20 protein-coding genes are annotated in these 23,148 nt (G+C 71.9%); 10 read left to right on the plus strand and 10 right to left on the minus strand.

Annotated features, from left to right (window positions below; genetic code table 11):
* Positions 1-36: 36 nt before the first annotated feature.
* A complete protein-coding gene (locus tag ACZ499_RS08330) occupies positions 37-786 on the minus strand; it encodes an IclR family transcriptional regulator (RefSeq protein ID WP_468673281.1) in 750 nt (249 codons plus the stop codon).
* Positions 787-1,213: 427 nt separating this feature from the next.
* Here ACZ499_RS08330 and ACZ499_RS08335 point away from each other — a divergent pair, with 427 nt between their 5' ends.
* Both ACZ499_RS08335 and ACZ499_RS08340 read left to right on the plus strand, forming a co-directional pair.
* Positions 1,214-1,480, plus strand: a complete 267-nt coding sequence (locus ACZ499_RS08335) for a WhiB family transcriptional regulator (RefSeq protein ID WP_468673282.1) — start codon at positions 1,214-1,216, stop codon at positions 1,478-1,480.
* A gap of 162 nt (positions 1,481-1,642) precedes the next feature.
* Positions 1,643-3,247 (plus strand): GMC family oxidoreductase, encoded by a 1,605-nt coding sequence (locus ACZ499_RS08340; RefSeq protein ID WP_468673283.1) that lies wholly within the window; start codon positions 1,643-1,645, stop codon positions 3,245-3,247.
* Positions 3,248-3,333: 86 nt separating this feature from the next.
* Here the strand turns inward: ACZ499_RS08340 and ACZ499_RS08345 are convergent, their stop codons facing one another.
* The 3 genes from ACZ499_RS08345 to ssgD all read right to left on the minus strand — a co-directional run bounded on the left by ACZ499_RS08345 (position 3,334) and on the right by ssgD (position 6,842).
* Entirely contained in the window at positions 3,334-4,308 is a 975-nt protein-coding gene (locus tag ACZ499_RS08345) for an acyl-ACP desaturase (RefSeq protein ID WP_468673284.1), read from the minus strand.
* Positions 4,309-4,483: 175 nt separating this feature from the next.
* The gene (locus ACZ499_RS08350) at positions 4,484-6,124 is read right to left on the minus strand and encodes an ABC-F family ATP-binding cassette domain-containing protein (RefSeq protein ID WP_468673285.1); all 1,641 of its coding nucleotides are present in this window, start codon (positions 6,122-6,124) and stop codon (positions 4,484-4,486) included.
* Between the two features lie 301 nt (positions 6,125-6,425).
* Positions 6,426-6,842: a spore wall synthesis regulator SsgD gene (gene ssgD, locus ACZ499_RS08355; RefSeq protein ID WP_468673286.1), complete on the minus strand. Its 417-nt coding sequence runs from the start codon at positions 6,840-6,842 to the stop codon at positions 6,426-6,428.
* A gap of 253 nt (positions 6,843-7,095) precedes the next feature.
* Between ssgD and ACZ499_RS08360 the strand changes: the two genes are divergently transcribed.
* The gene (locus ACZ499_RS08360) at positions 7,096-8,184 is read left to right on the plus strand and encodes a WD40/YVTN/BNR-like repeat-containing protein (protein ID WP_468673287.1); all 1,089 of its coding nucleotides are present in this window, start codon (positions 7,096-7,098) and stop codon (positions 8,182-8,184) included.
* 227 nt (positions 8,185-8,411) lie between these two features.
* Here the strand turns inward: ACZ499_RS08360 and ACZ499_RS08365 are convergent, their stop codons facing one another.
* Positions 8,412-8,711: a YciI family protein gene (locus ACZ499_RS08365; protein ID WP_468673288.1), complete on the minus strand. Its 300-nt coding sequence runs from the start codon at positions 8,709-8,711 to the stop codon at positions 8,412-8,414.
* Positions 8,712-8,751: 40 nt separating this feature from the next.
* Between ACZ499_RS08365 and ACZ499_RS08370 the strand changes: the two genes are divergently transcribed.
* Entirely contained in the window at positions 8,752-9,453 is a 702-nt protein-coding gene (locus ACZ499_RS08370; protein ID WP_468673289.1) for an endonuclease V, read from the plus strand.
* Positions 9,454-9,596: 143 nt separating this feature from the next.
* On the opposite strand, the gene ACZ499_RS08375 is transcribed toward ACZ499_RS08370, so the two are convergent.
* Complete coding sequence (locus ACZ499_RS08375) at positions 9,597-10,820, minus strand: saccharopine dehydrogenase family protein (protein ID WP_468673290.1); 1,224 nt, start codon at positions 10,818-10,820, stop codon at positions 9,597-9,599.
* A gap of 184 nt (positions 10,821-11,004) precedes the next feature.
* On the opposite strand from ACZ499_RS08375, the gene ACZ499_RS08380 reads away from it, so the two are divergent.
* The 5 genes from ACZ499_RS08380 (at position 11,005) to ACZ499_RS08400 (ending at position 17,267) form a co-directional block, all read left to right on the plus strand.
* Positions 11,005-11,388, plus strand: a complete 384-nt coding sequence (locus ACZ499_RS08380) for an MmcQ/YjbR family DNA-binding protein (protein ID WP_468673291.1) — start codon at positions 11,005-11,007, stop codon at positions 11,386-11,388.
* Positions 11,389-11,522: 134 nt separating this feature from the next.
* Positions 11,523-12,677, plus strand: a complete 1,155-nt coding sequence (locus ACZ499_RS08385) for a CaiB/BaiF CoA transferase family protein (protein ID WP_468673292.1) — start codon at positions 11,523-11,525, stop codon at positions 12,675-12,677.
* The gene (locus ACZ499_RS08390; RefSeq protein ID WP_468673293.1) at positions 12,674-13,816 is read left to right on the plus strand and encodes an acyl-CoA dehydrogenase family protein; all 1,143 of its coding nucleotides are present in this window, start codon (positions 12,674-12,676) and stop codon (positions 13,814-13,816) included. Before ACZ499_RS08385 ends, ACZ499_RS08390 begins: the two co-directional genes overlap by 4 nt.
* A 21-nt stretch (positions 13,817-13,837) precedes the next feature.
* On the plus strand, positions 13,838-15,052 hold the full coding sequence (locus tag ACZ499_RS08395; RefSeq protein ID WP_468407187.1) for an acetyl-CoA C-acetyltransferase: 1,215 nt from the start codon (positions 13,838-13,840) through the stop codon (positions 15,050-15,052).
* 40 nt (positions 15,053-15,092) lie between these two features.
* Positions 15,093-17,267, plus strand: coding sequence for a 3-hydroxyacyl-CoA dehydrogenase NAD-binding domain-containing protein (locus tag ACZ499_RS08400; RefSeq protein ID WP_468673294.1), 2,175 nt, complete (start codon positions 15,093-15,095; stop codon positions 17,265-17,267).
* 66 nt (positions 17,268-17,333) lie between these two features.
* Here ACZ499_RS08400 and ACZ499_RS08405 read toward each other — a convergent pair whose 3' ends face one another.
* Complete coding sequence (locus ACZ499_RS08405; protein WP_385533484.1) at positions 17,334-18,071, minus strand: MerR family transcriptional regulator; 738 nt, start codon at positions 18,069-18,071, stop codon at positions 17,334-17,336.
* Between the two features lie 99 nt (positions 18,072-18,170).
* Complete coding sequence (sph, locus tag ACZ499_RS08410; protein ID WP_468673295.1) at positions 18,171-19,160, minus strand: sphingomyelin phosphodiesterase; 990 nt, start codon at positions 19,158-19,160, stop codon at positions 18,171-18,173.
* A 240-nt stretch (positions 19,161-19,400) separates the two neighbouring features.
* Here sph and ACZ499_RS08415 point away from each other — a divergent pair, with 240 nt between their 5' ends.
* Entirely contained in the window at positions 19,401-20,258 is an 858-nt protein-coding gene (locus ACZ499_RS08415; RefSeq protein ID WP_468673296.1) for an oxygenase MpaB family protein, read from the plus strand.
* A gap of 22 nt (positions 20,259-20,280) precedes the next feature.
* Here ACZ499_RS08415 and ACZ499_RS08420 read toward each other — a convergent pair whose 3' ends face one another.
* Together ACZ499_RS08420 and ACZ499_RS08425 are read right to left on the minus strand one after the other, a co-directional pair.
* A complete protein-coding gene (locus ACZ499_RS08420) occupies positions 20,281-21,315 on the minus strand; it encodes a LacI family DNA-binding transcriptional regulator (protein WP_468673297.1) in 1,035 nt (344 codons plus the stop codon).
* A gap of 183 nt (positions 21,316-21,498) precedes the next feature.
* Positions 21,499-22,998, minus strand: a complete 1,500-nt coding sequence (locus tag ACZ499_RS08425; protein WP_468673298.1) for a M1 family metallopeptidase — start codon at positions 22,996-22,998, stop codon at positions 21,499-21,501.
* Positions 22,999-23,148 lie beyond the last annotated feature (150 nt).

Below are 23,148 nucleotides of genomic sequence, written 5' to 3' on the forward strand. Positions count from 1 at the left end.
ACGGCAGGACCCGGGCGGTCCCCGCCGCCCCCCCCGCTACGCCATGGGCGGCCGGCGCTCGGCCGGGGGCAGCAGGAGTATCTCCAGCGCCTGGGCGCATGCGCGCGCCTGCGCCAGGAACCAGGCGCCGCGCTCGTCCGTCATCACCGTGGGCGCTGTCCGCAGTGAGAGGGCGAAGCGGGCGTGGCCGGAGCGGTCGAGGACCGGCACGGCGAGCGTGCGCGTCCCGTACGCGCTGCCGTAGGCGCCGGTGAGGGCCGTCTCGCTCTCCTCGCGCGCGAAGCCGTCGGCCCGTACGTCCGCCAACTCCTCGTCCAGGGCCGCCGCTTCGTCCGGCCGGGGCCACGCGAGCAGCACCCGGCCCGGCGCGGTAGAGCGCAGCGGGCGGCGCAGCCCGGCCATCGGGGGAACCGGGCCGCCCGCGACGGTCACCACGTGCGGGCCGCTGCGCAGCGCGAGGTCGGCGGCGGCGCCGGTCCGCGCGGCCAGGTCGGCCAGTTCGGGGGCGGCCAGGTGCAGCCCGCGCTGGTGGTACGAGAGGCGGCCGAGCTCGGTCATGGCGGGCCCCAGCCGGTAGCGCGCGGTCCGCACGTCCTGCTCCAGGAAGCCCGCCCCGACGAGCGTGCGGGCCAGCCGGTGCGCGGTGGAGACGGGTAACCCCAGACGCCGGGAGAGATCGGACGCGCTGAGGTCGGGGCCGTTGTCGTGGAAGGCGTGCAGCACCTCCAGGGCGCGCTGCACGGCCTGCGCGCCGGTCGGTGTGCGCACCGTGGTGGCGTCGGTCATATCGGCTCCCTGCCGGGTCGTGATCGTCGAAGGCTCCACACTACGGCCGGGCCATCTGGTCGCTCAGGGCAACGGCGAAGGCGGCCGGAACCGCTCCGGCCGTACTTCGAAGCGGACGACGTGGACGCGACCGTGGCCGGGGCGCAGGCGCGCGGCGGTGCGGTCCGGATGGCGCCGGGCGAGGTGGAGGGCGGGGCCGCCTCGCCATGGCGGCCGGCCCGTTCGGGGCGCGGTTCGCCCTGATCAAGAGCGCGCCGCAGAACGGGGCGGGGGAGTGAACGGGCAGGACGGGTGCGGCCGAGGGGTGTCGCGGCAGCCGTAATCGGCCAGAGATCGTGCGGCGGGAGGTGATCGCTTGACGCAAGCGGCGGGGGGCGTTCAACGATCATTGACCGGACGTTGATCCGGCCGGGCCAGCATGAATGCCATGTCGATCAACACCACTATCGCCGGGCAGGAACTCGCCTGGCAGGAGACCGCGTTGTGCGCCCAGGCGGGGCCCGAGTTCTTCTTCCCCGCCCCCGGGAGCTCGACGCGGGAGGCCAAGCAGCTCTGCGGCAGCTGTGAGGAGCGCCAGGCCTGCCTGGAGTACGCGCTGGCGAACGACGAGCGGTTCGGCGTCTGGGGCGGCCTCTCCGAGCAGGAGAGACTCCAGCTCCAGCGCAGCCGCGAACTCCAGCGCAGCCAGGCCTGACAGACCGAGCCACGAACCAGGCCGCCTCAGGAACGGCCGGGTTCCGCCGGCGGACGCGCGTGCCCGTTTCGGGGGCGGGCCGCGCGTCCGCGCTCTGGCACGTCCGGCCCCGGCGGGTCATGCTGGGCGGGGAGGAAGACCCAACGTCACGGCCTGGGGGGCGTGTTGAGGACAGCGGGCGGCACGGCGGATCGCACATACGACTACATCGTGGTGGGAGCGGGTTCGGCGGGCTGTGTGCTCGCGGCGCGGCTCTCCGAGGACCCCGGCGTCCGGGTCGCGCTCGTCGAGTCGGGGCCACGCGACCGCAAGCCGGAGATCCGTATCCCCGCCGCCTTCCCGAAGCTCTTCAAGACCTCGTACGACTGGGACTTCACCACCGCGAAGCAGGAGGGGCTCGTCGGGCGCGAGCTCTACTGGCCGCGCGGCCACACCCTCGGCGGCTCCTCGTCCGTCAACGCCATGATGTGGGTCCGCGGCCACCGCGCCGACTACGACGCGTGGGCCGATGCCGCCGGCCCCGAGTGGGCGTACGACGAGTTCGTCCGGTACTTTCGCCGGGCCGAGCGCTGGACGGGCCCGGCGCCCCGCGACTCGGTGTACGGCACGGAAGGGCCGCTGTGGATCTCGCCGCTGCGCGACCCCAGCCCGCTCACCTTCGCCTTCCTCGCCGCCTGCCACGACCGCGGCATCACGGGGCTGAGGGAGCTCAACGGCCCCGACCACTCCGGGTACGCGACGACTCCCGTCAACCAGAAGAAGGGGCGCCGGTGGAGCGCCGCCGACGGCTATCTCAAACCGGCCGCACACCGCCCCAATCTGGACGTCCTTCCCCAAACGCGGGTGCGCGGGCTGGAGTTCGAGGGAACCAGGGTCACCGGAGTCGTCGCGGAAGGCGCCCCGGGCACCCTCACCGCCCGCCGCGAGGTCATCCTCAGCGCGGGCGCCATCGGCTCGCCGCACCTGCTGATGCTCTCCGGGATCGGCGACCCGGAGCAGCTGCGGGAGGCCGGGGTCGAGGTCAAGGTGGCGTCGCCGGACGTCGGCCGCCACCTCCAGGACCACCTCGCGTACGCGGTGACCGTGCGCTGCCCCGAGCCCGTCACGCTCACCGGCGCCGACACGCTACCCAACCTCGGCCGCTTCCTGCTGCGCGGCCGGGGTCCGCTGACCTCCAACCTCGGGGAGGCCGTCGCGTTCGTGCGCACCCGGCCCGACCTGGCGGCGCCCGACATCGAGCTGATCTTCGCCCCGGCGCCGTTCGTCGACCACGGGCTCACCCCGCCCACCGAGCACGGCGTCACGGTCGGGGTCGTCCTGCTGCAGCCCGACAGCGAGGGCCGCATCGACCTCGGCGGGACGGCCACCACCACCCCGCCCCGGATCGACCCCGGCTACCTCACCGCCGAGGAGGACCTGCGCCGGCTGATGGTGGGGGTGCGCCGGGCGGAGCAGCTGCTGGCGACCCCGGCCCTGGCCGAGCACACGTCAGGGCCGCTGGCGCCCTACCCGGGCGTCGTCGACGACGAGGCGCTCGCGTCGGCGGTGCGCGGCTCCGCCGAGACGCTGTACCACCCGGTGGGCACCTGCCGGATGGGCAGCGACCAGGGCTCGGTCACCGACCCCCGGCTCCGCGTGCGCGGCGCCGAGGGTCTGCGGGTGGTCGACGCCTCCGTCATGCCGCGCATCACGCGCGGCCACACGCACGCCCCGACGGTCGCCCTCGCCGAGAAGGCGGCGGAGCTGATCCGGGAGGACGCGCGGTAGCGAGGTTCAGCGGACCCGGCAGGTGGAGGCCGGGCGGCCGCGCTCGCGCCGAACGGGGCAGGCCCCCCGTGCCGGGCCCGTGGCCGTCAGGCCTTGCCGCGGGCCACCATCCGGGCCTTGCGCGCGGCGAGCTTCTCGTCGAACTTGCTCGCCTCCGCGTCGAGGCCGCCCATGTACAGACCGAGCTCCTCCTGCGCCTTGAGACCCTCCGGGCCGAGCCCGTCGATCTCCAGGACCTTCAGGAAGCGCAGCACGGGCTGGATCACGTCGTCGTGGTGGATGCGCAGGTTGTAGATCTCGCCGATCGCCATCTGCGCGGCGGCCCGCTCGAAGCCGGGCATGCCGTGGCCGGGCATCCGGAAGCCGACGACCACGTCGCGTACCGCCTGCATGGTCAGGTCGGGAGCCATCTCGAAGGCCGCGCCCAGCAGGTTGCGGTAGAAGACCATGTGCAGGTTCTCGTCGGTCGCGATCCGCGCCAGCATGCGGTCGCAGACCGGGTCGCCCGACTGGTGGCCGGTGTTCCGGTGCGAGATGCGGGTGGCGAGCTCCTGGAAGGCCACGTACGCGACGGAGTGGAGCATCGAGTGCCGGTTGTCGGACTCGAAGCCCTCCGACATGTGCGCCATACGGAACTGCTCCAGCTTGTCCGGGTCCACGGCGCGCGAGGCGAGCAGGTAGTCGCGCATCACGATGCCGTGCCGGCCCTCCTCGGCGGTCCAGCGGTGCACCCAGGTGCCCCAGGCGCCGTCGCGCCCGAAGAGGCTGGCGATCTCGTGGTGGTAGCTCGGCAGGTTGTCCTCGGTGAGGAGGTTCACCACCAGCGCGATCTTTCCTATGTCGGTGACCTTGGACTGCTGCGGCTCCCACGCCTCGCCGTCCTCGAAGAGGCCCGGGAAGTTGCGCGCGTCCGACCACGGCACATAGTCGTGCGGCATCCAGTCCTTGGCCACCTTGAGGTGCCGGTTGAGCTCCTTCTCGACGACCTCCTCCAGCGCGTACAGCAGTCGGGCGTCGGTCCACACGTCCGAACTGCCGAGGTGGGGAGAGGTGATCGTCACGAGGGTGCTCCAGGGGGACGGGAAGAGGGGACGGGCTACCTACGGCTACGTAGGTTACGAGACCGTAGGTTAAGCGCGCAGTAAGCCCCAGCCAAGTCCCGTCCTCCTCCCCCTTGACTACTCTCCGTTATTCCCGCAGGCCGTAGCGGTTTGAATAGAGACAAGTCGGACAACCTCAACTGCCCTCCCTCACCTCCTCAGCCGTCGTGTCGCGCAGCTCACCGTCGAGCAGCAGCCATCGGGTGACCCCGATCGACTCCAGGAACGGCACATCGTGGCTCGCCACGATCAGGGCGCCCTCGAAGGCGGCCAGCGCGTCGGTGAGCCGCCGCACGCTCGCCATGTCCAGGTTGTTCGTCGGCTCGTCCAGCATCAGCAGCCGCGGCGCGGGCTCGGCGAGCAGCAGCGCCGCGAGCGAGGCCCGGAAGCGCTCGCCCCCCGAGAGGGTCCCGGCCGGGCGGTCGGCCCGGGCCCCCTTGAACAGGAAGCGGGCGAGCCGCGCCCGGATCGCGTTGCCGGTGGCGCCGGGCGCGTACCGCGCCACGTTCTCCACCACGCTCAGCTCGTCGTCCAGCACATCGAGGCGCTGTGGCAGGAACCGCAGCGGCACATGCGCCTCCGCCTCGCCGGCCGCCGGTGTGAGCTGCCCGGCGAGCGCCCGCAGCAGGGTCGTCTTGCCGGCCCCGTTGCGGCCGACGAGCGCGATCCGCTCCGGTCCGTGGATCTCCAGGTCGCCCAACGCCCGCTCCCCGTACGGCAGCCGGAGGTCACGCAGGGTCAGGACGCCCTGGCCCGGGTGGATCTTGGTGTACGGGAGCTCGATGCGGATCTCGTCGTCGTCCCGGACCGCGTCGACCGCCTCGGTGAGCCGGCCCTGGGCCTGGGCGAGGCGCTCGGTCTGGAGGGCGCGGTGCTTGCCCGCCGACACCTGGGCCTCGCTCCTGCGCCCGTTGGCGACGATCTTCGGCACCCGCTTGTTCTCGTAGCTCTTCTGGGCGAACCGTTTTCGCCTGGCCAACTTGACGTGGGCGTCCGCGAGTTCGCGCTTCTGCCGCTGGACGTCGGCCTCGGCGGTCCGCACCATCCGCTCGGCCGCCTCCTGCTCCACGGCCAGCGCCTCCTCGTACGCCGAGAAGTTTCCGCCGTACCAGGAGACCTCGCCGTCGTGCAGATCCGCGATCTGGTCGACCCGGTCGAGGAGTTCGCGGTCGTGGCTCACCACGACCATCACTCCGGGCCAGGCCGCGACGGCGTCGTGGAGCCGCCGACGGGCCCGCAGATCCAGGTTGTTGGTCGGCTCGTCGAGCAGCAGGACGTCGGGGCGGCGCAGCAGCAGCGCGGCAAGGCGCAGCAGCACCGACTCGCCGCCGGAGAGCTCCCCGATGGTCCGGTCGAGACCGACGGCGTCCAGGCCGAGCTGTCCGAGCGCCGCCCGGGCCCGCTCCTCCACGTCCCAGTCGTCGCCGACCGCCGTGAAGTGCTCCTCGCGGATGTCGCCCGCCTCGATGGCGTGCAGCGCGGCCCGTACCCGGTCGATGCCGAGGGCCTCGTCGACCCGCATTCCGGTGGCCAGGGTCAGGTTCTGCGGCAGATAGCCGATCTCGCCCGCCGTGGCGACCCGGCCGCCTGTCGGGGTGAGTTCGCCCGCGAGCAGGCGCAACAGCGTTGACTTTCCTGATCCGTTGAGGCCGATCAGGCCGGTGCGGCCGGGGCCGACGGCCAGCTGGAAGCCGGCGAACACCGAGGTGCCGTCGGGCCAGGCGAAGGAGAGGTCGGAACAGCTGATGTGCGTCGAGGACGCGGAGTAAGCAGACATGGATGTCTCCCGGTTGCGGGGAAGGGCGGGGGCAACGGGAACTGAGACACCGGTGTCAGGGCAGCAGGAGAGAAGAAAAGAGGCCCTGGTCGTGGAGGACGGCTCGGAGGCAGGTCACACCGCGCGCGCGACACGGAAGGGAGTGCGCGAAACGGTGTCTCAGGTGCCTCAGACGAGCAACGTCCTACTCCGATCGACGACAACAGGGCCGAAATGAACGTACGACGTGGCGTCGGCCGGGGGCAAACGATTTACGGCACGCGGTTGACCGGCGCGGCGGCGGGTGCCGGCGGCGGGGCGGTCAGCACGCGTCGCGCAGCAGCACGGTGAGGTCCTCGTCGAGGTCGAGGTAGTGGTGCTCGTGGCCGGGGGGCACCATGAGCTGGGTGCGCTTGAGGAAGCGGCGCAGCTCGGAGGTGCGGATGTGCACCATCGCGGTGCCCTCGGGGGCGTGGAACTCCACGACCGTGCGGTCGAACCCGTACGGCCGGACCCGCACGTCGCCCATCCCCACTGAGGTGTCGACCCCCGCCTCAAGGAGTTCGCGCGCGAACGCCCAGCAGACCTCCACCCCTTCGAGGGTGGCGGGGGCGGGGAAGACCATCCGGACCGCGAACGGGTCCTCGCGGTCGTAGCTCAGCACCGCGGGGACGGTCTGCACCCGCGGGTCGGACGCGATCAGGCGGGCCTCGACGGCTTGCTCGATGACAGTGGACACGCCCTGTTCCCCTAACCTCACGACCGGGTACTTCTCTTCCTGCTGCTCACGAAGACGGCAGAAAACACGGTTGCGTGCACAAGAGCCGAGGGTGAGCTGTGTCACCTGATCGCTACGTGTGCGTCACTTACCGGTGCGTCACCGACCGTTCTCACGCGGTGCTCAACGGGCTCCGGATTGATGTCGGTACGGTCGAATTTCGCCCTCTGGACGCCCTTCGCGAGGTCGGCTAACTTCCAGCGCCATGAAGCCCATGGGGAAGACGAGACGCATGCTGTCGGTGGGGCTGGGCGGGGTGGCGCTGGCGGCCGCGCTGACCGCACCGGCCCAGGCGCACGGCCACGGCGAGCATCACGGCGACGGCCGCCCGGCACCGGCCTGGCAGCCGAGGCAGACCGGTACGGACGCGCGGTTCCGCGGCCTCGCGGCGGTCAGCCGGACCACCGCGTGGGTGGCCGGCACGAAGGGCACGGTGCTGCGGACCACCGACGGCGGGCGCAGCTGGCGCGATGTCTCGCCTCCGGGCGCGGGTGGGCTGGAGTTCCGCGACGTGCAGGCCTTCGACCGGCAGCGGGCCGTGGTGCTCGCCATCGGCGAGGGCGAGGCGTCCCGCGTCTACCGGACCGAGGACGGCGGCGCCACCTGGAAGGAGTCGTTCCGCAACCCCGACCCCAAGGCGTTCTACGACTGCCTCACCTTCTTCGACCACCGCCACGGCCTGGCGGTGAGCGACCCGGTCGACGGCAGGTACCGCATCCTGTCCACCGCCGACGGCGGCCGCTCCTGGAAGGTGCTGCCGAATACCGGGATGCCCGACGCGCAGCCCGGCGAGGCCTCCTTCGCGGCGAGCGGACAGTGCCTGGTGAGCTCCGGGCCGCACGACGTGTGGCTGGCCACCGGCGGCGCCGCCACCGCGCGCGTCCTGCACTCCGCCGACCGTGGTCTGACCTGGACGGCGACCGCGTCGACGGTCCCGGCCGGGGACCCGGCGCGCGGCGTCTTCGGGCTCGCCTTCCGCGACCGTACGCACGGGATCGCGGTCGGCGGCGACTACCGGGCCGGACAGGCCTCGCCCCGGGCGTCCGAGGTCACCGGGAACGGCGGCCGCAGCTGGCTCCCGGCGGCGGCCCCGGTCGCGGCCTACCGCTCCGGCGTCGCCTGGCTGCCGCACAGCCGGTCGGCCGCCCTCGCGGTGGGCCCCACCGGCACCGACGCCACCACCGACGGCGGCCGCACCTGGCGGACCGTCGACACCGGCTCGTACGACACCGTGGACTGCGCGCCGGACCGCGGCTGCTGGGCGGCGGGCGAGAAGGGCCGGGTGGCCAGGCTGGCTCGCTAGGGCCTGTCCGGCGGATCTTGTCCGGGACGCGGGGTCCTGGCGCGCCCTGCCCCAAGGCCTCAAGGGCCAGGGGGGACCCCCATCGCGTCGACGCCCTCCTCCGCCTTGCGGCATTGGGGTCTCCCCTGCTCGAACGAAGTGGAGAGCTTGGGGAAGCACCAGGACCCCGCTCACCAGGACCGAAAGGCGCAGGCACCTCGCGGGCGACCAGATCCGCCGGACAGGTCCTAGGCGGGCAGCTCCTGCTGCAATGAGGCCAGTTCGGGGGCGACCTTGGTCGCGTAGAACTCGGTGATCCGGTAGGCGCAGACGCCGTTGACGCTGAAGGGGTCGGTCGCCGTGATCTTCTCGATCGCCGCGCGGTCGTCCCCGACGGCCAGGATGATCCCGCCCTCGCGGGGCTCCTTGCGGCCGGAGGCGATGAACACTCCGGCCTCGTACTGCCCGTTCAGCCAGAGGACGTGCTCGGCGAGCAGGTCGTCGACGCGCTCGATGGGGGCGGTGTAGGTCAGGTCCAGTATGAACATGATCGTCAGGCTACTCCGGCCCGCGTCTAGGGTGAGGGGCATGGTGACGCTCACAGACATCCCCGAGGGCTGGCCCGCCGACGAGGCGCGGGCGCTGGCCGTGCAGGACGAACTGCGCGGCCGGGTCGTGCTCGACGAGCCCGGCCCGCCCCCCGGCACCGGGCTGGTCACGGGCGTGGACGTGGCGTACGACGACGAGCGGGATGTCGTCGCTGCGGCCGCCGTCGTCCTGGACGCGGCCACCCTGGAGGTCGTCGAGGAGTCCACCGCCGTCGGCCGGGTCGCCTTCCCGTACGTGCCCGGGCTGCTCGCCTTCCGCGAGATCCCCACGATCATGGCGGCCCTCGGCGCGCTGACCTCCGACCCGGGCCTGGTGGTGTGCGACGGGTACGGGCTCGCCCACCCGCGCCGCTTCGGCCTCGCCTCCCACCTCGGCGTCCTCACCGGGCTCGCGGTGATCGGCGTCGCCAAGAACCCGTTCACCTTCGCGTACGAGCAGCCGGGCACCCGGCGCGGCGAGGCCTCGGCGCTGGTGGCCGGGCAGGGCGAGGAGGTCGGCCGGGCGCTGCGCACCCAGGACGCCGTCAAGCCGGTGTTCGTGTCCGTGGGCCACCGGGTGAGCCTGGACAACGCGTGCGCCCACGTCCTGCGCTTGACCCCGAGCTACCGCCTCCCGGAGTCGACCCGCAGGGCGGACTCCCTGTGCCGGGAGGCATTGCGTACGGCGCTGCGGCTGGTGTAGCGCCCCGTAAGGGGCGCGGGGCTGTGTCATGGTGCGGCTCCGCCGCGATGGGGGTGCCTCCTGTTCGAGCGAAGCCGAGAACTTGGGGGAGCGACGAGCCGCAGACGGCCCGCGGTCGAAATCCAGCGCCCCCAGCGGAGCGCCTAGCGCGCGTCGGCCACCCGAAACCGGATCCCCGCCTTCTGGATCCGGTCCAGAAGGGCATCGCCCATCGCCGTCACGGTCGTCAACTGCCCAGCCACCTGTGGCAGTTCGTCGAACGCCAGGCTCAGCGCACCCTCCGCGAGGATCTTCGCGGTCTCGCCGTACCCCGGGTCGCCGCCCGAGACCTCGGTGAACACCCGGCGCCCGCCGCCCTCGCCGACGAAGCGCAGCGAGAACCAGCTGCGGTCGCGGCGCTCCTGGTCGGGGCCGCTGCCCGGCTCGTAACGGTTGATCAGCCACCGCCGCGCGGCGGGCAGTTGGGCCACGCCGAACGCCGCGCCCGCCCCGGCCAGCGCGCCGAGCGCCAGCGGCAGCCGCCGCACGGCCGCGTAGTGGCGGTAGCGGAAGTCGGGACCGTAGCGGGCGCTCGCCGAGGCCGAGCGGGCCACCACCATCGGGTCGAGGACCGGCAGCGGCAGCGCCCAGGCGCCGGTCTCGCGGCTGAAGTGCGGTGTGCCCAGCGGGGCACGGGCCCGGCGCCCGACGAGCCGGGGCTCGTGCAGCCGCCGCTCCCGGGCCGCCCGCAGCTGCTGCGGGCCGCGCCCCATCGCGGTGAGCGCGGAGGCCAGGGTGCCGCCGGAGAACGTCGCGTTGGAGCGTACGAAGCCGTCCACGCGCAGCGGTACGCCCTCGGGCAGCTGCTGGACCGTGTAGTACACACCCAGGTCGCACGGAACCGAGTCGAAGCCGCAGGCGTGCACCAGGCGCGCGCCGGTCTCCCTGGCCCGCGCGTCGTGGCGTACGTACATCGTGTCCACGAACTCCGGCTCGCCGGTCAGATCGAGGTAGTCGGTCCCCGCCTCGGCGCACGCGGCGACCAGGCCCTCGCCGTACCAGACGTACGGGCCGACCGTGGTGGCCACCACGCGGGCGGACTCGGCGAGCGCGCGCAGCGACTCGGGGTCGGCCGAGTCCGCGGTGATCAGGGGGAGCGAGGCGCACGCCGGGTCGATCGCGGCCAGCTTCTCGCGCAGCCGCTCCAGTTTGGCGGCCGACCGCCCGGCCAGCGCCCAGCGGCACCCCTGGGGCGCGTGCGCGGCCAGATACTCCGCCGTGAGGGTGCCCACGAAGCCCGTGGCCCCGAACAGCACGATGTCGTACGGCCTCGCCGCCCGCCGCGCCTGCTGCTCCGCCGACCGCTCTGCCCGTTGCGACCGTTCCAAGGGAATTTCCTCCGCTTCTGCCCCGGTCGCGCTCCCGCGCCGTTGCCGGTGGCTGAGGCGAGGGCCTGGCCGGTGCATCCGGTCGGCACGCGCACCGAAAACGCGCCGGGGCCGAAGCCGACCGAATCCGCCGGACAGACCCTAGCGTGAGAAGCGGTGTCGCGGGTGATCGAGGAGGACGGACATGGGAGCACCGCCGAAGGCCGCGCTGGCGAAAAGGGAGAAGGTGCGGGCGTTCGCCCTGGGCCTGCCGGGGGCCGTCGAGGAGTACCCCTGGGGCGAGACCGTGGTCAAGGTCAACAAGAAGATCTTCGTTTTCCTCGGCGTCGGTGACGGCAGTTACCCGCTGGGCATGGGCGTCAAGCTGACGGACGAGGCCACGCACGCGCACGCCCTGACCTCGCCGGGCGCCCAGCCGTCCGGGTACGGCCTGGGCAGGTCGGGATGGGTGCAGGTGCCGCTGGCCGAGAAGGGCGCGCCGAGGGCGGATCTGCTGTGTGAGTGGGTGGAGGAGAGCTATCGGACGATCGCCACGAAGAAGCTGATCGCGGAGCTCGACGCCGACTGAGCCGGGCCGGTGGAACACTGGAGGACCACTCGCTAAAAACCAAGCGCTTGCTCTCGCAAGGGGCTTGTGCGAAGTGGAACGTGTTCTTAGCATCACTGGTGTTACATCAGTTGTGTCACAGTGCTGGGGGCTCGATGACAGGTTCAGGGAACGGCCCGCTCACCGGGGTGCGCGTGGTCGAGCTGGCGGGGATCGGGCCCGGCCCGTTCGCCGCGATGCTCCTGGCCGACCTCGGCGCCGATGTGGTCAGGGTCGACCGCCCCGGCGGCGCGGGCCTGGCCGTCGACCCCGCGTACGACCTGACCAACCGCAACAAGCGCTCCGTGCTGATCGACCTGAAGTCCGAGGACGGCCCCCGCCGCGTCCTCGACCTGGTCGAACGGGCCGACATCCTCGTCGAGGGCTACCGCCCCGGCGTCGCCGAGCGACTCGGCGTCGGGCCCGGCGAGTGCCTGGCCCGCAACCCGAAGCTGGTCTACGGACGGATGACCGGCTGGGGCCAGGACGGCCCGCTCGCGGCCCGCGCCGGACACGACATCGCGTACATCGCCGTCACCGGCACCCTCGGCATGATCGGCAAGCCGGACGAGGGCCCGACCGTCCCCGCCAACCTCGTCGGTGACTACGCGGGCGGCTCGCTCTACCTCGTCGTCGGCGTCCTCGCCGCCCTCCAGCACGCCCGGACGACGGGGGAGGGGCAGGTCGTGGACGCCGCGATCGTGGACGGCGCCGCGCACCTCGCCACCATGATCCACGGAATGCTGGCGGCCGGCGGCTGGCAGGACCGGCGCGGCGCCAACCTGCTCGACGGCGGCTGCCCGTTCTACGGCACCTACGAGACCTCCGACGGCGAGTACATGGCCGTCGGCTCGCTTGAGCAGCAGTTCTACGACGAGTTCATCCGCCTCCTGGGGCTCGACGCGGTAGCCCCGGCCCGTAAGGACCCGGCCCGCTGGGACGAGCTGCGCACCGCCATCACCGAGCGGTTCCGCACCCGTACGCGCGACGAGTGGACGGCCGTCTTCGAGGGGTCGGACGCGTGCGTGGCGCCCGTGCTCTCGCTCCGCGAGGCGCCCGGCCACCCCCATCTGGCCGCCCGCGCCACCTTCGTCGAGCACGGCGGCCTCACCCAGCCGGCGCCCGCGCCCCGGTTCTCGGCCACCCCCGGCTCGGTCCGCCGTCCGCCCGCCCTGCCCGGCGCCGACACCGCCGAGGTCGCCCGCGACTGGGGCGTGCCGGAGCTCGCCGCGGCCGGGAGCGCCAAGTCCACAGAGGAGAACGACCGTTGAAGCGGCAGATCTTCACCGCCGAGCACGACGCCTTCCGCGAGACCGTCCGCACCTTCCTCGCCAAGGAGGTCCTGCCGCACTACGAGCAGTGGGAGAAGGACGGCATCGTCTCGCGCGAGGCCTGGCTGGCCGCCGGGCGCCAGGGGCTGCTCGGCCTCGCGGTGGACGAGGAGTACGGGGGCGGCGGCAACGCCGACTTCCGCTACGGCGTGGTCCTCGCCGAGGAGTTCACCCGGGCCGGCGCCGCGGGCCTCGCGCTCGGGCTGCACAACGACATCATCGGGCCGTACCTGACCGGGCTGGCCACGGAGGAGCAGAAGCGGCGCTGGCTGCCGGGCTTCTGCGACGGCTCCCTGATCACGGCGATCGCCATGACCGAGCCCGGCGCCGGATCCGACCTCCAGGGCATCGCCACGCACGCCGAGGACAAGGGCGACCACTGGCTGCTCAACGGCTCCAAGACCTTCATCTCCAACGGCATCCTCGCGGACCTGGTGATCGTCGTCGCCAGGACCACCCCCGAGGGCGGCGCCCACGGGCTCTCCCTGCTGGTCGTCGAGCGGGGCACGGAAGGCTTCGAGCGCGGCCGCAACCTCGACAAGATCGGCCAGAAGTCCCAGGACACGGCCGAGCTGTTCTTCAACGACGTACGGGTTCCCAAGGAGAACCTCCTCGGCGAACTCAACGGCGCCTTCGTCCACCTGATGACGAACCTGGCGCAGGAGCGCATCGCCATCGCCGTCGCCGGGATCGCCGCCGCCGAACACCTGCTGGAGATCACCACGCAGTACGTGAAGGAACGCGAGGCCTTCGGGCGGCCGCTGGCCACCAAGCAGCACATCCGCTTCGAGATCGCCGAGATGGCCACCGAGTGCGCCGTCACCCGTTCGTTCATCGACCGCTGCATCGTGGATCACTCGAACGGGGAACTCGACGCCGTGCACGCCTCGATGGCCAAGTGGTGGGCCACCGAGCTCCAGAAGCGCGCCGCCGACCGCTGTCTGCAACTGCACGGCGGCTACGGCTATATGACCGAGTACCGCGTCGCCAGGGCTTTCACGGACGGACGCATCCAGACCATCTACGGCGGGACCACCGAGATCATGAAGGAGATCATCGGTCGTTCCCTGCTCGGCTAACCCTCCTTGAAAGGCTTTTCAGTGAGCACCGAAGCGTATGTGTACGACGCGATCCGCACCCCGCGCGGCCGGGGCAAGGCCAACGGCTCCCTGCACGGCACCAAGCCGATCGACCTCGTCGTCGGGCTGATCCACGAGATCCGCGGGCGCTTCCCCGGCCTCGACCCGGCGGCGATCGACGACATCGTCCTCGGCGTGGTCGGCCCGGTCGGGGACCAGGGCTCCGACATCGCCCGGATCGCGGCGATCGCCGCCGGGCTGCCGGACACCGTCGCCGGAGTCCAGGAGAACCGCTTCTGTGCCTCGGGCCTTGAGGCGGTCAACCTGGCCGCCGCCAAGGTCCGTTCGGGCTGGGAGGACCTGGTGCTCGCGGGCGGCGTCGAGTCGATGTCGCGGGTGCCGATGGCCTCGGACGGCGGCGCCTGGTTCGCCGACCCGATGACCAACTTCGACACCAACTTCGCCCCGCAGGGCATCGGCGCCGACCTCATCGCCACGATCGAGGGCTTCTCGCGGCGCGACGTCGACGAGTACGCGGCGCTCTCCCAGGAGCGGGCCGCCGAGGCCTGGAAGGACGGCCGCTTCGCCCGGTCCGTCGTCCCCGTCAAGGACCGCAACGGCCTGGTCGTCCTCGACCACGACGAGCACATGCGCCCCGGCACCACCGCCGACTCGCTCGCGTCCCTGAAGCCGTCGTTCGCCGCCATCGGGGACATGGGCGGCTTCGACGCGGTGGCGCTCCAGAAGTACCACTGGGTGGAGAAGATCGACCACGTCCACCACGCGGGCAACTCCTCCGGCATCGTCGACGGCGCAGCCCTGGTCGCCATCGGCTCGCGCGAGGTCGGCGAGCGCTACGGCCTCACCCCGCGCGCCCGTATCGTCTCGGCGGCCGTCTCCGGCTCCGAGCCGACCATCATGCTCACCGGCCCCGCCCCCGCCACCCGCAAGGCGCTCGCCAAGGCAGGACTCACCATCGACGACATCGACCTCGTCGAGATCAACGAGGCGTTCGCCGGAGTGGTGCTGCGCTTCGCCCGGGACATGGGCCTCTCGCTCGACAAGATCAACGTCAATGGCGGCGCCATCGCCCTGGGCCACCCGCTGGGCGCCACCGGCGCGATGATCCTCGGCACGCTCGTCGACGAGCTGGAGCGCCGCGACCAGCGCTACGGCCTCGCCACGCTGTGCGTGGGCGGCGGGATGGGCATCGCCACCGTCGTCGAGCGTCTCTGACCGTCCTCTTCCCGGCCAACCCCGTTACGGAGCAGCAGCAATGACCGAGAGCACCACCATCCGCTGGGAACAGGACGAGACCGGCGTCGTCACCCTCGTACTCGACGACCCCAACCAGTCCGCCAACACGATGAACCAGGCCTTCAAGGACTCCATCGCGGCGATCGCCGACCGCGCCGAGGCCGAGAAGGACTCCATCCGGGGCATCGTCTACACCTCCGCCAAGAAGACCTTCTTCGCGGGCGGCGACCTCAAGGACATGATCCAGGTCGGCCCGGAGAACGCCCAGCAGGCCTTCGACACCGGCACCGCCATCAAGAACTCGCTGCGCCGCATCGAGACCCTGGGCAAGCCGGTCGTCGCCGCCATCAACGGCGCCGCGCTCGGCGGCGGTTACGAGATCGCGCTCGCCAGCCACCACCGCGTCGCGCTCGACGCCCCCGGCTCCAAGATCGGCCTGCCCGAGGTGACGCTCGGTCTGCTCCCGGCGGGCGGCGGCGTGACCCGTACCGTACGGCTGATGGGCATCGCGGACGCGCTCCTCAAGGTGCTGCTCCAGGGCACCCAGTACTCCCCGCAGCGGGCGCTGGAGAACGGCCTGGTGCACGAGGTCGTGGCGACGCCCGAGGAGATGCTCGCCAAGGCCCGCGCCTTCATCGACGCCCACCCCGAGTCCCAGCAGCCCTGGGACGCCCCGGGCTACCGGATCCCGGGCGGCACCCCGTCGAACCCCAAGTTCGCCGCCAACCTGCCCGCCTTCCCGGCCAACCTGAAGAAGCAGCTGAACGGCGCCCCCTACCCGGCTCCGCGCAACATTCTCGCGGCCGCCGTCGAGGGCTCCCAGGTCGACTTCGAGACCGCGCTGACCATCGAGGCCCGCTACTTCACCGAGCTGGTCACCGGGCAGACCGCGAAGAACATGATCCAGGCGTTCTTCTTCGACCTCCAGGCCGTCAACTCCGGCGCCAACCGCCCCAAGGGCATCGAGGAGCGCCCGGTCCGCAAGGTCGCCGTCCTCGGCGCCGGCATGATGGGCGCGGGCATCGCGTACTCGTGCGCCCGGGCCGGCATCGAGGTCGTCCTCAAGGACGTCTCGCCGGAGGCCGCGCGGAAGGGCAAGGCGTACTCCGAGAAGCTCCTCGCCAAGGCGCTCTCCCGGGGCCGCACCACCGAGGCCGAGCGCGACGAGCTGCTCGCCCGGATCACCCCCACCGCCGCCCCGCAGGACCTGGCGGGCTGCGACGCGGTCATCGAGGCCGTCTTCGAGAGCACCGAGCTCAAGCACAAGGTGTTCCAGGAGATCCAGGACATCGTCGAGCCGGACGCGCTGCTCTGCTCCAACACCTCGACCCTGCCGATCACCGGCCTGGCCGAGGGCGTCTCGCGCCAGGAGGACTTCATCGGGCTGCACTTCTTCTCGCCCGTGGACAAGATGCCGCTCGTCGAGATCATCAAGGGCGAGCGCACCGGCGAGGAGGCGCTGGCCCGCGCCTTCGACCTGGTCCGCCAGATCAGGAAGACCCCGATCGTGGTCAACGACTCGCGCGGCTTCTTCACCTCGCGGGTCATCGGCCAGTTCATCAACGAGGGCGTCGCGATGCTCGGCGAGGGCGTCGAGCCCGCGTCGATCGAGCAGGCGGCGGCCCAGGCGGGCTACCCCGCCAAGGTGCTCTCGCTGATGGACGAGCTGACCCTCACCCTGCCCCGCAAGATCCGCGACGAGACGCGGCGGGCGGTCGAGGAGGCCGGCGGCGTCTGGCCCGGCCACCCGGCGGACGCGGTCATCGACCGCATGGTCGACGAGTTCGGCCGCACCGGCCGCAGCGGCGGCGCGGGCTTCTACGAGTACGACGGCGACGGCAAGCGCGTCCGCCTCTGGCCGGGGCTGCGCGAGCACTTCGGCAAGCCGGGCGCGGAGGTCCCCTTCGAGGACATGAAGGAGCGGATGCTCTTCGCGGAGTCCCTCGACACCGTCCGCCTCTTCGAGGAGGGCGTGCTCACCTCGGTCGCCGACGCCAACATCGGCTCCATCATGGGCATCGGCTTCCCGGCCTGGACGGGCGGCGTGATGCAGTACATCAACGGCTACGAGGGCGGTCTGCCGGGCTTCGTGGCCCGTGCCCGCGAACTGGCCGAGCGCTACGGCGACCGGTTCCTGCCGCCCGCGCTGCTCGTGGAGAAGGCGGAGAAGGGCGAGAAGTTCGCCGACGCGTAAGCGAGGGGCGAGGGGCCGGGGACGGCGTTCCCGGCCCCTCGCCCCCCCCGGGTCCCCTCGTTCCGGCTATTCCGCTTCCGCGCGGAACGCCGCCCGCAGCTCCTCCTTGAGCGAGCGCTGGAACGCCGTGACCAGCGCCTGCACCACCATGGGCTGCATATGCGCCGACAGCGACCGCATCGCCGCCACATGGTCGGGGTCCGACTCCCGCTCCCGGTACGGGTTCCACACCTCGTCCCGGAACAGCCGCGTCAGCTCGTGCGCGGCCGAGCGGGTGTGTTCCAGCAGTACGGTCCGCGCCGCCAGGATCGTCTCGTGCGCGATCGGCACGTCCAGGAGCTGCACCCCGAGCGCGAGCAGGCCCGGGTCGACCAGGAACGCGTCGGTCTTCCCCTCGGTCCGCTCAAGGACGCTCATCGCGGCCAGCCGGTCGAGGTCCGTGTCGGACAGCGCCCGCCCGGCCCGCCGCTCCAGCTCGGCCCGGGTCGCCTCCTCGGCCGCGTCCGGGGCCCAGGAGGCGACCACGGCGCGGTGGATGGCCAGGTCGTGCGCGCTGAGGTCGGGCGGCAGCTGCTCCAGATAACGCTCGATCGCGGCCAGCGTCATCCCGTGATGCTGCAACTCCTCGATCAGCGCGAGCCGGGACAGGTGCGCCGGACCGTAGTGGCCGACGCGGCGCGGCCCGATCGCGGGCGGCGGCAGCAGGCCGCGCGTGCTGTAGAAACGGATGGTGCGGACGGTGACCCCGGCCCGCGCGGCCAGTTCGTCGACCGTCAGGGTCGGCTCCTCGGTCTCCGTCGCCATGGCGGTGCCTCGTTTCCCGGGTGCGCGGACTGCGACGCAACAGTATTGCTGTCTCACCACTGTTGTCACCCACCTGGGGAACGGACCGCCCCGGCCGGCTCAGCCGCCCGCGACCAGCGGGTAGTGGTCGGAGAGGTTGGTGTACGTGTAGCTCTTGCCCCAGCTGCTCACCGTCCAGGGCGCCGACTGCTCCTTGACGACGTTGTTGTTCCAGCCGGAGGGACGCGCGTGCCCCTGGTAGTGCAGCACGTAGTCGAGGTCCTCGCGCGCCTCACCGGGGTAGCGGTAGGTGGCGATCGAGTTGTCGACGGTGTCGAACGAGTACGTGTGGCCGGTGCGCGAGTCCGCCGCGACCAGGCCGCCGTCGGTGAGCATCGAGGCGTACTCGGAGCTGTGCGAGTCGACGTTGAGGTCACCGGCGAGCATGACCTCCTCGTTCGCCGGGATGTTCTTGGCGTCGAGGAACGACTTGACCGCCTTGAGCTGGAGGGAGCGGTCCTTGGCGGCCTCGCCCGCACCGCACCCGGAGTCGGTGGACTGCAGATGCGTGCCGACGACGTGCACCTTGGTGCCGTTGACATTGAGCACGACGTACGCGATGCCCTTGTCGGACCACCAGTCGGCGCCGCAGGCGTCCTTGAAGATCACCTGCTCCTTGCGCAGGATCGGCCACTTGCTGAGCACGGCGACGCCGCCGTCCTCGGGGGTGGTCGAGGAGTACGAGCCGCTCGTCGCGTCCCAGCCGTCCTTGCTCCGGCCGACGACCGGCGTCTGGTACGGGTACTGGGCGGCGGCGTTCCGCTTCAGCGCGTCCGACGTGGAGTTGTCGAACGCCTCCTGGAGGACGACGACGTCGTTGCCCTGGAAGAAGGACGCGGCGGGTATCGCCTGGGCGCGGTGCTCCTGGCCCCAGTTCGGGTACAGATCGGTGCTCATCATGAACGTGTTGTAGGTCAGGACCTTGAGCCGGGGCGCGTCCGCCGCAGCTGTGGCGGCCGATGCCGAAGGGGTGGCGGCGGCCAGCGTGGCGGCGGCGAGCGCGGTGGCGAGGGCCGCGCCGGGGACACGGCGAAGCGCGGAGTGCGGCACTGGAACTCCCGTGGGTGGAGTGGGGGGTTGGACTGGCGGGCACATCAAACCAGCCACAGTTACTTCGGGGTAACCGTCCGGTGGCGCATTTCTTGCCGGGGCCCTACGAGCGGGCGATCTTGCGCGGAGACGTGAGGTGCGAGAGGGCATCCAGGGGACGCCTGTCGGCAGAAGTGATCTGTCGGCCAAGGGATGACAGAGGGGGAATTGTGTCATCTGTCATCTGGTAAGTCTGGATACGTGATCGAAAGCCGTACGCCGTCCGACCCCGTCCCGCCTCCGCCCGGCGGCGTCCTGTGGAGCCTCGCCGGTGACGCGCGGATGCTGCTCACGCTGCCCGCCGCACTCACCCTCCAGGTCGCGCACCCGGCCGTCGGCGCCGGGGTCGACGAGCACTCCGTGTTCCGGACCGACCCCTGGGGGCGCGGCGAGCGCTCCCTGCGCTCCCTCCAGCTCTGGGTGTACGGCGGCGAGGCGGCCGTCGAGGAGGGGCGGCGGCTGCGCCGGCTGCACCGGACCATCCAGGGCACCGACACCCGGGGCCGCCGCTACCACGCGCTGACCCCGGCGAACTACGCCTGGGTGCACGCCACCGGCTACCCCGTCTTCGCCCACTCCCAGAAGTATCTGAACCGCCCCCTCACCGAGGCCCAGGAGCGGCAGATGTACGCGGAGTGGCTCCAGGTGGGGCGCGTCCTGGGCATCCACGACCGGGACATGCCGCAGACCATCGAGGAGTTCTGGCCGTACTACCGCAAGATGCTGGGCGCCGAGATCGACTCGAACGCGGTCGTCGAGGAGCTGATATCCGTCGACGCGAAGGTCCCGGCGCCCGACCGGGGCCCGCTGCCCGTCCGGCTGCTGCTCCGGCTGTTCTGGCCGGTGCTCCTGCCGCCCATGGCCCGCTTCCGGCGGTTCGTGACCGTCGGGTTCCTGCCGCCGGACGCGCGCGAGGCGCTGGGCCTGGAGTGGACCGACGCGCAGGAGCGGAAGCTGCGCCGGTTCGGCCGCGTGGTGCGGGCCGTCGTGCCCGTACTGCCCGAGCGGCTGCGCTACCTGCCGCTCGCCCGGGAGGCGAGGGCGCGGTTCAGGCGCTGACCGAAGCCTCCGGCCACTTCCCTCAGGCCGAAGCCCGGTGCACCAGCGCCGTCTCCGTGATCACCGACGTCGGAGTGTTGGCCGGGCCCTCGGCCAGGCCCCTCAGCAGCAGCCGGGCCATCAGCCGGCCCATGCCCTCTATGTCCTGGCGGACCGTGGTCAGCGGAGGGTCGGTCGTCTCGGCGACCCCGCGCATGTCGTCGAAGCCGACCAGGGCCACGTCCTCGGGCACCCGGCGCCCGCGTTCGCGCAGCACCCGCAGGGCGCCCGACGCCATCAGGTCGTTCGCGGCGAACACCGCGTCCAGGTCCGGGCGTCGCTCCAGCAGCCGGGCCATCGCACGGGCTCCGCTCTCCTCGGTGAAGGCGCCGCCCGCGATCAGCTCCGGATCGGCGCCGGGCAGGACGTCGTGGTACCCGTCGAGCCGGTCCGTCGCCGACGTCTGGTCGCGCGGGCCCGCGATATGGGCGATACGGGTACGGCCGAGCGAGAGCAGATGGCGTACGGCCTCCCGGGCGCCGCCCCGGTTGTCGGCGTCCACGTACGGGACGGGCCGGTCGCCCGGTGCCGTCGGCCAGCTCGGGCGGCCCCCGTACACCGTCGGCATCCCCGTCCTGCGGGCGATCGCGGGCAGCGGGTCGTCGGTGTGCAGCGAGAAGGCGAGCGCGCCGTCGACGTGGCCGCCCGCCAGGTAGCGCGCGACCCGGTCGTAGTCGCCCGGCTCCTCCACCAGGAGCAGCACCAACTGCGTGTCCTGCGCGGTGAGTTCTTTGCTGATGCCCCGGACCTGCTGCGAGAAGAACGGGTCGGAGAAGATCCTGATCTCCGGCTCGGCGATGATCACGGCGACGGCGCCGGTGCGGCGGGTGACCAGGGTCCGGGCCGCGTGGTTGGGGATGTAACCAAGCTCCTCGACCGCCTGGCGCACCTTGTCGACGAGCGGTGGCCGCACCCCCGCGCCGCCGTTGACGACCCGGGAGGCCGTGGCCCGCGAGACGCCGGCGCGCGCGGCGACGGCTTCCAGTGTGGGGCGGGACCCGGAGTGCTGCACGGTCAAGGCGGGTGCTCCTCGTGCGCGGCGGCGGTGGCGGTGTGCCACGTACAGCGTATGCGAGGCTGCGCGCTTCGCTGGAGGTGCATGATCTCCGACTGCGGACCCCGCGCCCCCAAGGGGCGCGGGGAACTGCGCGACCGGCCACAGACAGCCCGCAGTCGAATCACCACATCTCCAGCGGAGCGCTCAGCGGTGGTCGTGGATCTCGTTGGTCGCCGCGATCTTCTTCCAGGACTTCGGCTGCGCCGCCGGCGCAGCGGCCGGACCGGCCACCAGCTTCGCCTTCTTCTCGGCCGGGGCGGCCGGCTTGACGGGCTGGTACAGCCAGGTGTCGAAGAGCCCGGCGAGCGGCTTGCCGGAGATCTTCTCGGCGTACTGCACGAAGTCGCCCACCTTGGCGTTGCCGTACTGGTGGGCCGTCGGCCAGCCCTTGAGGAGCGTGAAGAAGCTCTGGTCGCCGACCGCGTTGCGCAGCGCCTGGAGGGCGAGCGCGCCCCGGTCGTAGACGGCGAGGTCGAACTGGTTCTCCGCGCCCGGGTCGCCCGGCTTCACCTTCCAGAACGCGTCGTCGGCCGGGTGCTGCGCGTACACGTAGTCCGCGAGCTCCTGCGCGGTGCCCTCGCCCTCCTTCTCCGACCAGAGCCACTGGGCGTAGCGGGCGAAGCCCTCGTTGTTCCAGATGTCCTTCCAGCCGTCCACCGAGACGCTGTCGCCGTACCACTGGTGGGCCAGTTCGTGGACGACCACCGAGGCGTTGGCGCCGTTCGCGAACTGCCTGGGGCTGTAGTACGGCCGCGTCTGGGTCTCCAGGGCGAAGCCGGTGGTCACGTTCGGCACATAGCCGCCGACCGAGTTGAACGGGTACGGGCCGTAGAGGTCACTCAGCCACTCGGCGACCTCCTTGGTGCGCTCGACGCTGGCGCGCGCCGCGCCGTCGTTGTCGCCGAGGTCCTTGCTGTACGCGTTGATGACCGGCAGGCCGCTCGCGGTGGTGTCGGTGGTGATGTCGAACTTGCCGATCGCCAGCGTCGTCAGATAGGTGGCCTGCGGCTTGTTGGAGCGCCAGTTGTACCGCGTCCAGCCCCGCGCGGAACTCTGCGACTGGAGCGTGCCGTTGCTGATCGCCTGGGTGCCTTCGGGCACGAGCACCGACACGTCGTACGTGGCCTTGTCCAGCGGGTGGTCGTTGGACGGGAACCACCACACGGCCGAGTCGGGCTCCTGCGCCGCCACACCGCCGTCCGGGGTGCGGTGCCAGGCCGTGTACCCGTCGACGCTGAGCTCGGACGGCTTGCCCGCGTACTTCACCACCACCGAGACCGACTTGCCCTTGGCCAGCGGCGCGGCCGGGGTGATCTCCAGCTCCTGGGTGCCGGACCTGGTGTACTTCGCCTTGGTTCCGTCGACCCTGATCTCGCTCACCGCGAGCCCGAAGTCGAGGTTGAAACGGGAGAGGTTCTGCGTGGTGGTGGCCAGGATCGTCGCTGTGCCCTCCAGGAGGTCGGTGGCGGGCTGGTACTTCAGTCTCAGGTCGTAGTGGGAAACGTCGTAACCGCCGTTGCCGCTGCTCGGGTAGTAGGGGTCGCCGATACCCGGGGCGCCCGGTGTGAAGTCCGTCGCGGATGCCGGGATCGCCAGCAGCAGGGACGCGGCGAGCACGCTCGGGGCGAGGATTTTGCGGTGCACGAGTGCTCCAAGTCGTCGGGGTGAACGATCTCTTCGGACCCTATTCAGCCCCGCCCGGCAGGTCATGTCCATGGCCCCTCCTGTCACACGATCGCCATTGCGCCGACACGTTGACCTGATCGTCCCGGAGCGCTTTTGGACCGCGCCTGC

The organism is Streptomyces sp. NPDC031265, from assembly GCF_055570295.1.